The following is a 13,035-nucleotide window of genomic DNA, read 5'->3' on the forward strand; positions in this document are numbered from 1 at the left end:
ACGGGGAGTTCAGGTTTGTAGTCGTTCAGTCGTGCAGCGGTCCCAGTTCGATGTCGAGAACCTCTTGCACCACACGCATCGCTGCGAGCCCGGCCGGTGCGCCGCAGTACGCGCTCGCGTGGATCACGGTTTCGACGATCTCGGTGCGCGTCAAGCCGTTTCGTAGTGCCCCGCGTACGTGGCCTTTGAGTTCGTTCTCGGCGCGCAGCGCGATCAGCATCCCCAGATTGATCAGACTGCGACTGCGACGGTCCAGCCGCGGGCGCGTCCACACCGAACCCCAGACGTTGGCTGTGACGAAGTTCTGCAGTTCTTCGCTGTCGGTGCCGCGGGTGCGCTCGAAGGCAGCGTCGACAAAATCGGCGCCCATGACTTCGGTTCGCACAGCCAAGCCGGCATCGAAGGAGTCAGGCGTGGTGTTCTCGGGCATGGAAGGTTCGCTCGCTTTCGGCAGATTTTTTAGGCCGGAGCAAGCCTACTTCGTGACCCGTTCCCGACTACTGCGCGGCCGACCGCGGTCACCACACCCCACGCGACGTCTCGCAGACTGAAATAGTCTCGCCAGACGGAGATCTTGCCGTCGCGCAGTTCGAAGGTTCCGCACACCCAGAATTCGATGCGCAGCGGCCCGACGGTCAGGATGTCGGTGCGTTCGGTGAGCACCGTGGACTCGTCGCCGACGATATGGTGCATCTCCGCCTCGAATTTCAGTGAAGGCTTGGTGACCAGACGGAGCGCTCGCACGACGGTCTTCTTGCCTCGCAGTGTGGGGAGCGAGACGTTCTGCCAGACGATGTCGTCTGTCATCAATTCGGCTGCGGTGTCCACGTCGAAATCGGTGAGGGCCGCGAACATTGCGTTCACCGTGGCTGTCGAACTACTCATGGGGTGTCCTTGGCTGATTTATTCGGGCGGTGTTTCCCGGATGAAGGTACCGAGGTGATCATGATCGAAGTACTCCAAGGTTAGCGAGTTTCCGTCGAAGATGGCCTTCGAGACCGTCCCGGCCGGTGCGTTCTCGCCGCTGAGGGGGAACGTGAAGGTGTTTCCGTCCCAGTGGGTCAGCGGGTATGTCACGGCCGCGGGTCCCATGGTCAAGGTCAGCGCACCGTTCTGCTGCGTCACGAGCGCGGGACCCCAGTACGCGTTGCCGTAGTCGCCGGTCACTTGGTTTGTCGGCGGGGCTGGAGCAGGGGAGGACGGTGGTGTCTTCCCCGCGAGTTCGCCCTCAGGATCGGTCTGCGAGGTAAACGACGCTTCGTACAGTGGGCGCCACTCACGAGTGATCTTTCCGAACTGCACCAGATCGGCGAACTCGGCGGTCAGGGTCTCCGCGACACCGGTGGGAGTGCCGTTGGTGAGAACGACGATGCCGACGTCAGCGGAAGGAATCGTCACGAAATTCGTCCCGGCCCCGAGCAGGAAGGCTCCGGAGTGACTGGCTGTGACGCGGCCGGCGGCGCTGTCGGAAACGTTGAACCCGTAGCCGTAGAAGCCGGAGCGCTCACCGATTTCCTGCGCGTGCCGCGAGACGATCTCCGGGTTGACCGCGGGCACGAGCGCATCCGTCTCAACGACCTGCTGCCCCTGATACCGACCGCCGGCCAGCACCATGTCCAACCACTTGGCCATGTCGTTCACCGAGGAGCTGACACCGCCGGCGGGGGATTGAGCGTCAGCGTCCCGGACCGGTCCTACCGAGTACTTCCCGTCCTCGAGGATGTGGCCGACTGTTCGATTTTCTCGGGCCTGGTAATCGGAGAACCGTGAAGACGTCGACGTCATCCCGAGCGGACCGTAGATCGTGTTCTGTGACAGCGTCTCCCAATCGGTGCCTGCCGCAGCAGCAACGGCCTCCGCGCCGGCAGTGACGCCGAAGTTCGTGTACTCGTAAGTGATTCGGAACGGATTGAGCGGTAGTTGGCGAAGCTTCTCGAGCACCTGGGCCCGGTCGTAGCCCAGGTCCTCGAGTCCGTCGCCGGCGTGGTCCGGTAGTCCAGACCGATGTGTGTAGAGATCGGAGATCGTGAGGTGGTCGGTCACCCACGGGTCGGCAAGCGCGAAGCCCGGCAGTTTCGAGATCACCGGAGTGTCCCAGTCGACGGTCCCGATTCCGACCTCGTGGGCGACCACCGTGGCCCCCACCGATTTCGACACCGACGCCAGTTGGAACACGGTGTCGGCATCGACGGTGGCGCTCTTCCCCAACTCACGAACCCCGAATCCCTTTGCGTACACAGTCTTGCCGCCATGTACTACGGCCACCGCCATACCGGGAACACCGGAACTCTCCATGAGATCGTTCGCGAGGCCGTCGAGCTTTCCGACGGCGTCGTCAATCTGTCCGTCCGGGATCGGTACCCCGGCATCGAGGCCAGGGCTGGCGTCGCTGACGACCGGTCCGGGCGCCGAGGTCGTGTCGGAATCGGACGAGCACCCGGCGAGCAGTGCGATTGTCAGTACGACCGGAACCGTCGCAGCCGACAGACGAGAGCTGTTTCTACTGGTGATGGACACGAGATTCTCCCTAACGGGGCGTCGTCGGTACCACTCGGTCAATCCAGTATCGGGAATCGTCGGCTGATAGTGGGACAAATCGGAAAACCGTATGTCTACTTCGGAGCCTTTGTTGTCAGGCTGCTGAGGATCGAACCTTCTGTGACGGGTTTCCAGGGGAGCAACACCGCGACCAGCAAAGCGGTGATCAGTGCTGCTCCGACCGTGAAGTACGACGCGATGGCGAAGCCTTCCAGGCACGCGGTCTTCATCGTGAGGATCAGACTTTCCTTCTGTTGCTCGAAGAGCGGGCTGATGTCGCGGGAGCGGATCTCGATGACGCTGAGCACCGACTCGCGAGCGAAGCCCTTTTCCTGGGCGGACATCACGGCGTCAGGGATGGCGTCGACGATCGGGGCCACCTTGGATGTGTAGTACGACGCGACGATCGAGCCGATGACGGCGACGCCCAGTGTCCCGCCGAGTTCACGCGTCGTGTCGTTGACTGCCGATCCTGCGCCCGCTTCGTCGAGGGGGACCGAGGACATGATGGAGTCGGTCGCCGGGCCCTGGACAATCGCGAGGCCGAGACCCATGAGCACCATCGAGATCACGACGGGTCCGAGATAGGGGGTGTTGACGGTCGTCTGGCCCGCGAGGAACATGCCGCCGCTGAGGACGAGGAGGCCGAACACCATCACTGCGGTTGTGCCGAGTTTCTGTGCCGCCAAGGTGGCGACCGGGGCGCCCACGGCAACGGCGGCGGCGAAAGGCAAAGAGTGGATGCCGAATTCGAGCGGCGAGTACTCCCGAACACCCTGGAAGTACTGCGTGATCAAGAACAAGAATCCGAACATGCTGAAGTAGCTGACCGCAATGGCCAAGGCGGGGAACGAGAAACGTCGGATCCGGAAGAGATTCATGTTCAGGATCGGCGCATCGGTGCGTAGTTCCCAGAAGACGAATGCGGCCAACAGCACTGTCGCAGAAAGGTATCCCGTGATGCTGAACATCGACACCCATCCGCGGTGCGGTGCGTCGATGATGGTCCACACCAGAACGACGATGCCGAGGAGCGAAAGAATTGTTCCGACGAAGTCAAATCGGCCGACGTGGAACGCCTTCGACTCCGGAACAACCAGCAGCACGCCGACGATGACCAACAAAGCGGCCGGAACGTTCATCCAGAACACCGAGTGCCAGGAGAAGTGCTCGAGCAGCCAACCGCCTGCCGTCGGACCGATGGCAATCGCAAAGCCGGCCATTGCGGTCCAGGCAGCGATGGCGATGGCTCGTTCTCTGGCGTCGGTGAAGATGTTCGTGATCATGGCCAAAGTAGCCGGAAAGACCGCTGCGGCAAAGACACCCATGGCAGCTCGCGCCATGATTACCTGTTCGAGGTTGGAAGCCAAAGCGCCGACGAGCGACATCGCACCGACGCCGATCAGGCCGATGATCATCACTCGGCGGCGTCCGAAGCGGTCACCCAGGTGGCCGAATGTCAGGAGGAACCCGGCGAAGGTCAACGTATACGCGTCGACGATCCATTGCAGGTCGCTCACGCTGGCGAACAGGTCGACGCTCATCGTCGGCAGCGCCACGTTGACCACCGTGTTGTCCAGCACGACAAGGAGTTCGGCAAGGCAGATGAAGATCAGCGCAGTGAAGCGACGGGATTTTGTCATCATGGGCGCCGAGGGCGCCGGTGCAAGTGTGTGAGACATGTTTGTACGCCATCTCTGCTCCTGCGCGAACGGCAGCAGCGGTTGGAAGTAGGGTTCGTCAGCTCGGGGCTGAGACCAGGGCCTTGAGGTGAGCGCCGATGCGATCGAGAGGCGCCGTGGTGTGTTGAGCTTTTGCCATCAGGGTTGCGCCTTCGATCGACGCGATGACGACGGTTGCCCACTGTGCTGCAGTCTCGGACGGCTGTCCCTGCTGCCAGAAGAACGATGTGAGAAGCGATTCCCACGAGGTGAAGGATTCGCCCGCAGCCGTCAGCGCCGCCGGCGTCGACGCGCCCTCCACCGCCGCGGCTGCGACAGGACAGGAGGAGGTGAAATCGCTCTCTACCAAGCTGTTTCGGAAAATGGTGACAACCGCGTCGATGATCTCGGGTGGGGAAGACTGCGCGATCATCGAACTGATGGCAGCGCTCACGCCGCGGCCGAAGTACGCGACGGCTTCGCCGGCCAACTGCCCTTTGCCTTCGGGGAAGTAGTGGTACACCGACCCGCGGGGTGCGCCGGATCGTTCGACGATCTCGGTGAGCGAGGTTGTGGCGATCCCGTGTTCGCGGAAGGCGTTGATGGCGCCGACCAGCATCAGAGTGCGGGAATCGGAGTCGGCCATTCCGCCATCGTATGCAATCGCGGTGCTGCTCGATTGATTCGGTGTCACTGATTCCTTCGGTACGCCCCACTTGCGACGCGCGGCGGCAATCGGACAGCGCGTCTGCGGGCCGGTCATGGCAACGAGGCGTCTCGAGGTGCGTTCATCTCTGCCTCCCAGTATGTCGATCGGTATAGGAACGAATCTGAGACTAGATGTAACCGGTAGACACAGTCAAGTGTTGTATGCAGGTAGCGTGCATTGACGGAGATAGTTGCTGGCAAAACTCTGCGATCAGTGGTTATATCGTGCGGTATAGAGCTGCTGCAGGGAGTGCCAGCTCCGGAGGAGAGGAAAACGACATGCCGGTTCCGACGTCCGTTGCACGAAAAAGAAGAATCGAAGTCGCAGTCGGGAAGTACTTCGCCAATCCGCTGGTCACCGGATTGAACCGGATCGGTCTGATGCCTTCGTTGATGACCGAGATCGAGACGGTCGGACGCCGAACCGGTCTGACCCGCCGAGTACCCGTCGCGATCACCTACGACGGCGACGAGGCGTGGGTCATCGCGCAGCACGGCATCGGCACGGGGTGGGGAGCCAACATCTCTGCGACGCCGGAGGTTCGGATCCGTCGTCGCGGCGAGTGGGTGGACGGTCAGGCTCAGATCATGCCGGACGACGACGTGCCGGCGCGGGTGAAGACATTCGCATCGGGGAAGGTCAGATCAGCACTGACTGCGTCTGCATTCCGCGGGTTGCAGACCGATCCGGTGAGCGTTCGGATCAGGCTCTCGACCGACCCGTCAACAGATTGAATCAACGGGAGTTGAAATGGTCGGTACGGAATGACCCGGTGCGTTGTCGTCGTTGACGAATGCAGCGGTGGTGCAATCACCCCTGCACACGACGAAGGAGCAGGATCATGCGTATCGGAATCATCGGAGCCGGTCAGATCGGTGGCACGCTCACACGCAGGCTCGCTGCGCTCGGACACGACGTACGCGTCTCGAACTCGCGCACACCGGACACACTTGCCGAGTTGGAAGCCGAGACGGGCGCGAAGGCGGTCCGCAGCACCGAAGCCGCCGAGGGTGCCGAACTGGTCATCGTGAGCATTCCTCAGAAAAACGTGGTCGATCTACCGGCGGGGATCCTCAGCGGCGCAGTCGCCGGTGCCCCGGTTATCGAGACCAACAACTACTACCCGCAACAGCGTGACGGCTTGATCTCCGCCATCGAGGGCGGGCAGACCGAAAGCGCATGGGTGCAGGAGCACCTGGGTGTGCCGGTGTTCAAGGCATTCAACGGAATCTGGTGGAAGCATCTCCTCGAGAAGGGACTTCCCGAAGGTGCTGAGGGGCGCATTGCGCTACCCATCGCCGGCGACGACGACGTGAACAAGCAGGCCGTGTTCGATCTGATCAATCAGTTGGGCTTCGATCCCGTCGATGCCGGAACGATCGAGGACTCCTGGCGCCAGCAGCCGGGAACCCCGGTGTACGGCAAGGACTTCGATCGTGAAGCGACGCTGAAGGCGTTGGCCGAGGCGAGCCCTGAGCGTACCGACGAGTGGCGGGCAACCACCACGGTGTAGAGCAAAAGAGTGGCGGTTTCCACTTCGGAAACCGCCACCCGTGGGACCATTTTCAGTCCTTGACCTTCGCCATCGCCAGAACGTCGAGACGCTTGTCGAGTTCTTCCTCGCTCAGCTTGTCCGGCACGAGTCCGCGCTCGATGACGACCTGCCGGATCGTCTTCTTCTCCTTGAGTGCCTGCTTCGCCACTGCTGCGGCTTCCTCGTAACCGATCGCCGAGTTGAGCGGCGTCACGATCGACGGCGACGATTCGGCGAGTGTCTTGAGGTGATCCTCGTGCGCGACCAATCCGCTCACGCACTTGTCCGCGAACAGTCGAGAGACGTTGGCCAGCAAGGTGAACGACTCCAGCAAGTTGCGGGCCATGACCGGGATGTAGACGTTGAGTTCGAAAGCTCCGGCAGCGCCGCCCCATGCGATGGCGGCGTCGTTTCCGATCACCTGAGCCGCAACCTGTGTGGTTGCCTCCGGCAGGACAGGGTTCACCTTGCCGGGCATGATCGAGCTACCCGGCTGCAGGTCGGGTAGTGCGATCTCGCCGAGCCCGGTCAGCGGACCCGATCCCATCCACCGAATGTCGTTGGCAATCTTCGTCAGCGAGACGGCGATGGTGCGCAGCGCGCCCGACGCCTCGACCAGTCCGTCGCGCGCAGCTTGCGCTTCGAAACTGTTCTTCGCCGGAGTCAGCGCGTCGACACCTGTCGACTTGACCAGCTCGGCAACAACTTTGGGGCCGAATCCGTCCGGAGCATTGAGACCGGTACCGACTGCCGTTCCGCCGATCGGCAGCTCGCCGAGGCGGGGGAGTGTTGCGTTGACGCGCTCGATGCCGGCCTCGATCTGACGCGCGTAGCCGCCGAACTCCTGACCGAGCGTGACCGGCACAGCGTCCATCAGGTGGGTGCGTCCGGACTTGACGACGGTCTTCCACTCGGTCGCCTTGGCGGCAAGCGCAGCATGCAGATGTTCCAGTGCCGGAACCAGATCGGTGACCGCCGCTTCGGTGGCGGCGACGTGCGTGGCTGTGGGGAACGTGTCGTTCGAGGACTGCGACATGTTGACGTGGTCGTTGGGATGGACGTCCACGCCGGCGGCTTTCGCGATGGACGCGATGACCTCGTTGGCGTTCATGTTCGAACTGGTTCCCGAGCCGGTCTGGAAGACGTCGATGGGGAACTGATCGTCGTGCTTGCCTTCGGCGATCTCGTTCGCGGCGGCGATGATTGCGTCGGCCTTGTCCGCGTCGAGCAGTCCGAGGTCTTTGTTGACCTGCGCGCACGCTGCTTTCAGCAAGCCCATTGCGCGGATCTGGGTGCGCTCGAGGGGGCGCCCGCTGATCGGGAAGTTCTCGACCGCCCGCTGGGTCTGTGCTCGCCACAGTGCGTCGATGGGCACCCGAACTTCGCCCATGGTGTCGTGTTCGATTCGGAACTGTTGATCGTTGCTCTCCGTCATGGCTCCACATTGCCACTTTTGGAGAGCGGGTAGGTGACTACGTCCCCCGTGAGTGGTTAAGGAGTGCAGGGACTCCTTAACCACTCACGGGGCGGAGGCCATCAGAACGTCGGGGGAACCGCGCCCTCTTCGCCGTCGAAGTCGACCGAGCTGTACTCACGGAGCTTCTCGAGACGGTGGTACGCGTCGATCATGCGAACGGTGCCGGACTTGCTGCGCATCACGATGGACTGCGTGCTGGCGCCGCCGCCGTAGTAGCGGACGCCGCGCAGGAGGTCACCGTCGGTGACACCGGTGGCGCAGAAGAAGACGTTCTCGCCCGAGACGAGATCTTCGGTGGACAGGATCCGATCGAGATCGTGACCGGCGTCGATGGCCTTCTGACGCTCTTCGTCGTCGGTGGGCGCAAGCTTGCCCTGCAGCGATCCGCCCATGCAGCGCATGGCTGCTGCGGCGATGATGCCCTCGGGCGTTCCGCCGATACCCACGAGCATGTCGGTGCCGGACTCCGGACGCGCTGCGGCGATAGCGCCGGCAACGTCACCGTCGGAGATCAGCCGGATACGAGCACCGGTGTCGCGCACGTCCTGGATCAGCTGGTTGTGACGCGGGCGGTCCAGGATGCAAATGGTGATGTCGGAAACCGACGCCTTCTTGACCTTGGCGACGCGCTTGATGTTCTCGGCGATCGGCGCGCTGATGTCGATGACATCTGCAGCATCCGGTCCGACGGCGATCTTCTCCATGTAGAACACGGCCGAGGGATCGAACATCGCGCCGCGCTCGGCAACAGCCAGAACGGAGATGGCGTTGGGCATGCCCTTGGACATCAACGTGGTGCCGTCGACCGGGTCGACGGCGAAGTCACAGTCGGGACCGTCGCCGTTTCCGACCTCTTCGCCGTTGAACAGCATCGGCGCTTCGTCCTTCTCGCCTTCGCCGATGACAACGATGCCGCGCATCGAGACGGAGGAGACGAGCTGACGCATTGCGTCGACGGCTGCTCCGTCGCCGCCTTCCTTGTCGCCGCGGCCTACCCAGCGGCCGGCAGCCATAGCACCGGCTTCGGTGACTCGGACCAGTTCGAGTGCGAGGTTACGGTCCGGGGTCTCACGATGAGTGCTGCTGGCCGTCATGTGCGGTGCCTCCTGGCGCGGTCGCGGTCGACGGGGTGTGTCGACGCAGTGGTTTCTTCAGGCGTCATTGTCCCAGATGGGAGCGGCTACGTGCGCTGTCGGGTCGCTGCACGGACGTTTTGTCGCGCTGGAGGGGGACCGGGAATCGTATCCAGAGCGGAGTACCTGGATACTGGGGGTGTGGCATCGAAGAAACCCCGCATTCTCGAAGACAACAAAGACATGGTCTGGTCTCTCGTACCGTTGGTGCTGTTCTGCATCATCATTGCGGGCATCGCCAGCCAGTGCACGTTCAGTCCTGGAGGCCCGACGCAGGGGCCGATCCCGAGCGTCGACGTGGACGCAGCTCTGAACTACGACGCGAAGGAACTCGGATTTCCCATCCGTAATCCCGGTGTTCCGGACGGGTGGACCCCGAACTCCGGCAGTCGCAAGATCATTTCCGGCGATGGCGGCGGTGATTCGAGCACTGTGGGATTCATCACGACCAGCGGTCGCTACATTCAGCTGACGCAGAGCAACGCCGAGGAATTCCCGTTGGTGTCACACGTTGCCGGTGGACAGCGATTCGCGACCGGAGTCGAAACCGTCGGTGCCGATACGTGGAATGTCTTCGGCGGCGAAGGCGTCGAGTCGATCTGGGTCACGGACGTCGGAGATGTTCGCCTGTTGCTGACGGGCGCGGCGACGCCGGAAGAGTTCCGAACTCTTGCCGAGAAGGTCGGCGCGGCGCAGCCGATCACCCCTTAGGGTTTTGCGGTCGGAGCGGGCCTTACTCGTCCGCTTCGGCCAGAGCCTTTTCGACGCGGGCCCTGGCGCCGGCCAAATGCTCCTCACAGCGCTTGGCCAACGCCTCGCCGCGCTCCCACAGCGAGAGAGATGCGTCGAGGTCCAGGCCACCCTGTTCGAGAATCTTCACGACGCTCACCAGTTCGTCGCGGGCGGCTTCGTAGCCGAGTTCGTTGATGTCGGTGTCGGTGTCGGTGGCGTTGCTCATTTTTCTCTTCCCATCACTGCGGCGCGAACGGCGCCGTCTGCAAGTCGAACGCGAATCTGGGTTCCGGGTGGTGCATCCTCGACCGAGCGCAGAACCTCCGGATCACCGTCGGGGACAACACGTTGCACGACGGCGTACCCGCGGGCCAACGTCGCGGCAGGGCCCAGAGTGGTGAGCCGGGCACGCAGATGCTCGATAGTTCGGGACTCCGAGTCGATCAGCCGAGTTACGTCGCGTCGTCCCGCGGCTTGGAGCCTTTCGACCTCTTCGGCGCGGCGATCCACCGCCAACAGCGGTGAGGCCATGACCGGTCGAGTACGCAACTGCTCGATCAGATGAGACTCACGCTTGACCCAGCTGCGCAGTGCCGCAGCGCTGCGGTCACGCAGATCCGAAACCAGGGCAGCTTCCGCAACCGCGTCAGGTACGACGCGTTTGGCCGCGTCAGTGGGCGTGGCTGCGCGCAGGTCGGCGACGTGGTCACTGAGCGGACTGTCCGGCTCGTGGCCGATGGCACTGACGATCGGCGTCGTACAGGCCACGATGGCGCGGCACAGCGCCTCGTCGGAGAACGGCAGAAGATCTTCGACGCTACCGCCGCCGCGAGCGAGGATGATGACGTCGACTACCGGATTGGCGTCGAGTTCCTCGAGCGCTTCGATGATCTGAGGAACAGCGGTCGGGCCCTGCACGGCAGTGTTGCGCACCGCGATGGCCACTGCGGGCCAACGACGATGGGCGACCGAGACGACGTCCTTTTCGGCAGCGCTGGCCCGGCCGGTGATCAAGCCGATCGTGCCGGGCAGAAACGGAAGCGGCCGTTTGAGTCTCGGATCGAACAAGCCCTCGGCGGCGAGCAAAGCGCGCAGTCTCTCGATGCGCGCCAGCAGCTCCCCGATCCCCACGGCGCGAATCTCGGTGACACGCAACGACACAGTTCCTCGTCCGGTGTAGAACGAGAGCTTGCCGAACATCACGACACGCGAGCCTTCGGTCAACGGCACCGGCGAATTGTGCAGCAACTGTGGTGAGCACGTGATCGAAAGCGACATGTCTGCCGACGGATCGCGCAGTACGAGAAATGCCGTGCGGGTGCCGGGGCGTGCATTGATCTGGGTGATCTGACCTTCGACCCAGATACTGCCGAGCCGATCGATCCAGCCGGCAACCTTCGCGGAAACCGTGCGGACCGGCCACGGCTGCTCAGCGCTACTGGCGCCGGACGAACGCTGCGATGAAGCGGGGGGCGTTGCGGAAGTCACTTTGCCTTGGCTGTGGTGATGCGGTTCGCGAGCATGGTCTGGAACGGTGCGCGGGCGAGCGTCGCATTCTCGTAGTCCAGGACAGCGGTCAGCTCGTCGATGCTGAGCGTCCGGATGCGCGCACGGAGCTGTGCGAGTGTGAGGTTGGGGTAGTCGAGTTCGGTGACGATCTCGGGCTCTTCGGCAGGCTTGTCCGACGTAACTGCGGTGGATTCGGACTCGGCGCCGGCCGTGGGCTCCTCGATGGGGGCGGTCGGCTCGAGCGAGTAGAGCGCGAAGCGTCCGGCGTTGGTCGGGGTGTCAGCCGAGGTCGATCCGGTGGAAGACGCCGAGTCAGCGGGCGCGTCGGAATCCTCGTCGAACACTGCCCACTCGGGCTGTTCGTCTTCGGAAGACCAGTTGATCAGGGCAAATGCCTGATCGCCCTTGATTGCCAACGAGGTGATCGACTGCTGCACACGCATGCTTGTCTGCAGCATCTGGCTCACGGCGGTCATCGGCAGGGCGACGGCGGTGGTGGGCAACTTCTTTGCCTCTTCCATCGCGGTGACGGCGAGTCCCGCGGCAACGCGCGCCACGAACGGTGGTCGGATCATTCCCACAGCTTGCCGCAAAGCACCGACAATCGGTAGCCGACTTGCCTGTGACGGCCGTACTCGTTCACTTCGCACCCCTCGATCGGCGCGTGAAACTAGGTGTTCATGTTTGCCGGAGTGTCTCACGTTCGAGGTGCCAGTAGGCTGGTCGCATGTCTTCGGCTGTTCCTCTCAATCTCGGTATCGCGCACTCGGCTGATTCGCCGTCCACCCGCAAGGGCAGCGCCAAGCGCGTGCTCCTCGCCGAGCCTCGCGGCTACTGCGCCGGCGTCGACCGCGCTGTCGAGACCGTCGAGAAGGCGCTCGAGAAGCACGGCGCACCCATCTACGTGCGCAAGGAGATCGTCCACAATCGCCACGTCGTCGAGACGCTCGAAGATCAGGGCGTGATCTTCGTCGACGAAACCGACGAGGTTCCCGAGGGATCGTTGCTCGTGTTTTCGGCGCACGGTGTGTCGCCGGCCGTCCACGACTCGGCCGCCGAGCGGAACTTGCGCACGATCGACGCCACGTGCCCCCTGGTCACGAAGGTGCACCAGGAAGCAAAGCGATTCGCTCGCGACGACTACGACATCCTGCTCATCGGCCACGAAGGCCACGAGGAGGTCGAGGGCACCGCAGGTGAGGCTCCCGATCACGTCACCATCGTCGACGGCCCGGATTCGGTCGACGCGGTTACGGTTCGCGACGAGTCGAAGGTCATCTGGCTTTCCCAGACCACTCTGAGCGTCGACGAGACGATGCAGACCGTCGCACGCCTGCGTGAGCGTTTCCCGAATCTGCAGGACCCGCCGTCCGACGACATTTGCTACGCCACGCAGAACCGTCAGGTCGCGGTCAAGGCGATGGCTCCCGAGTGCGATCTCGTGATCGTGGTGGGTTCGCGGAACTCGTCCAACTCGGTTCGCCTGGTCGAGGTCGCACTCGGTGCGGGCGCTGCCGCGTCGTACCTGGTCGACTACGCCCGTGAGGTCGATCTCGCGTGGCTCGAGGGTGTCCAGACCGTCGGCATCACGTCGGGTGCTTCGGTGCCCGAGGTGCTGGTGCGCGGTGTGATCGAACTTCTTGCCGAGCACGGTTACAACGACGTTCAGCCCGTCACCACAGCCAACGAGACTCTGGTGTTCGCCCTTCCCCGTGAATTGCGTGCAGCGCGCACGTCGTAGA

At 63.3% G+C, this 13,035-nt stretch carries 14 protein-coding genes; 4 read left to right on the plus strand and 10 right to left on the minus strand.

What is annotated here, in order from left to right; genetic code table 11:
* Positions 1 to 25 precede the first annotated feature (25 nt).
* The 5 genes from ACWF6P_RS27755 to ACWF6P_RS27775 form a co-directional block, all read right to left on the minus strand.
* Complete coding sequence (locus ACWF6P_RS27755; protein WP_452623194.1) at positions 26 to 430, minus strand: carboxymuconolactone decarboxylase family protein; 405 nt, start codon at positions 428 to 430, stop codon at positions 26 to 28.
* A gap of 29 nt (positions 431 to 459) precedes the next feature.
* Positions 460 to 885 carry a limonene-1,2-epoxide hydrolase family protein gene (locus tag ACWF6P_RS27760; RefSeq protein WP_378549664.1) on the minus strand — a complete coding sequence of 142 codons (426 nt, stop codon included), beginning with the start codon at positions 883 to 885 and terminating at the stop codon, positions 460 to 462.
* 18 nt (positions 886 to 903) lie between these two features.
* Positions 904 to 2,517, minus strand: coding sequence for a serine hydrolase domain-containing protein (locus ACWF6P_RS27765; protein ID WP_452623195.1), 1,614 nt, complete (start codon positions 2,515 to 2,517; stop codon positions 904 to 906).
* A 95-nt stretch (positions 2,518 to 2,612) separates the two neighbouring features.
* Entirely contained in the window at positions 2,613 to 4,184 is a 1,572-nt protein-coding gene (locus ACWF6P_RS27770; protein ID WP_378450042.1) for an MFS transporter, read from the minus strand.
* A gap of 94 nt (positions 4,185 to 4,278) precedes the next feature.
* Positions 4,279 to 4,845 (minus strand): TetR/AcrR family transcriptional regulator, encoded by a 567-nt coding sequence (locus ACWF6P_RS27775; RefSeq protein ID WP_003945239.1) that lies wholly within the window; start codon positions 4,843 to 4,845, stop codon positions 4,279 to 4,281.
* A 341-nt stretch (positions 4,846 to 5,186) separates the two neighbouring features.
* Between ACWF6P_RS27775 and ACWF6P_RS27780 the strand changes: the two genes are divergently transcribed.
* Positions 5,187 to 5,642 (plus strand): nitroreductase family deazaflavin-dependent oxidoreductase, encoded by a 456-nt coding sequence (locus tag ACWF6P_RS27780; RefSeq protein ID WP_452623196.1) that lies wholly within the window; start codon positions 5,187 to 5,189, stop codon positions 5,640 to 5,642.
* 59 nt (positions 5,643 to 5,701) lie between these two features.
* Positions 5,702 to 6,421, plus strand: coding sequence for an NADPH-dependent F420 reductase (locus tag ACWF6P_RS27785; RefSeq protein WP_452623197.1), 720 nt, complete (start codon positions 5,702 to 5,704; stop codon positions 6,419 to 6,421).
* Between the two features lie 52 nt (positions 6,422 to 6,473).
* Here the strand turns inward: ACWF6P_RS27785 and ACWF6P_RS27790 are convergent, their stop codons facing one another.
* Positions 6,474 to 7,877 carry a class II fumarate hydratase gene (locus tag ACWF6P_RS27790; protein WP_452623198.1) on the minus strand — a complete coding sequence of 468 codons (1,404 nt, stop codon included), beginning with the start codon at positions 7,875 to 7,877 and terminating at the stop codon, positions 6,474 to 6,476.
* A 101-nt stretch (positions 7,878 to 7,978) separates the two neighbouring features.
* On the minus strand, positions 7,979 to 9,013 hold the full coding sequence (gene glpX / locus ACWF6P_RS27795) for a class II fructose-bisphosphatase (RefSeq protein WP_003945202.1): 1,035 nt from the start codon (positions 9,011 to 9,013) through the stop codon (positions 7,979 to 7,981).
* Between the two features lie 180 nt (positions 9,014 to 9,193).
* Here glpX and ACWF6P_RS27800 point away from each other — a divergent pair, with 180 nt between their 5' ends.
* Positions 9,194 to 9,763, plus strand: coding sequence for a DUF4245 domain-containing protein (locus ACWF6P_RS27800; RefSeq protein ID WP_378549679.1), 570 nt, complete (start codon positions 9,194 to 9,196; stop codon positions 9,761 to 9,763).
* A 22-nt stretch (positions 9,764 to 9,785) separates the two neighbouring features.
* Here ACWF6P_RS27800 and ACWF6P_RS27805 read toward each other — a convergent pair whose 3' ends face one another.
* The 3 genes from ACWF6P_RS27805 to ACWF6P_RS27815 are packed head-to-tail and all read right to left on the minus strand — an operon-like array spanning position 9,786 to position 11,868.
* On the minus strand, positions 9,786 to 10,010 hold the full coding sequence (locus ACWF6P_RS27805; RefSeq protein ID WP_019744579.1) for an exodeoxyribonuclease VII small subunit: 225 nt from the start codon (positions 10,008 to 10,010) through the stop codon (positions 9,786 to 9,788).
* Complete coding sequence (gene xseA, locus ACWF6P_RS27810; RefSeq protein WP_378450039.1) at positions 10,007 to 11,272, minus strand: exodeoxyribonuclease VII large subunit; 1,266 nt, start codon at positions 11,270 to 11,272, stop codon at positions 10,007 to 10,009. Before xseA ends, ACWF6P_RS27805 begins: the two co-directional genes overlap by 4 nt.
* Positions 11,269 to 11,868 carry a lipid droplet-associated protein gene (locus ACWF6P_RS27815; RefSeq protein WP_452623199.1) on the minus strand — a complete coding sequence of 200 codons (600 nt, stop codon included), beginning with the start codon at positions 11,866 to 11,868 and terminating at the stop codon, positions 11,269 to 11,271. Before ACWF6P_RS27815 ends, xseA begins: the two co-directional genes overlap by 4 nt.
* Positions 11,869 to 12,020: 152 nt before the next feature.
* On the opposite strand from ACWF6P_RS27815, the gene ACWF6P_RS27820 reads away from it, so the two are divergent.
* The gene (locus tag ACWF6P_RS27820; RefSeq protein WP_003945273.1) at positions 12,021 to 13,034 is read left to right on the plus strand and encodes a 4-hydroxy-3-methylbut-2-enyl diphosphate reductase; all 1,014 of its coding nucleotides are present in this window, start codon (positions 12,021 to 12,023) and stop codon (positions 13,032 to 13,034) included.
* Position 13,035 lies beyond the last annotated feature (1 nt).

It is taken from the genome of Rhodococcus sp. NPDC055024 (genome assembly GCF_053608585.1).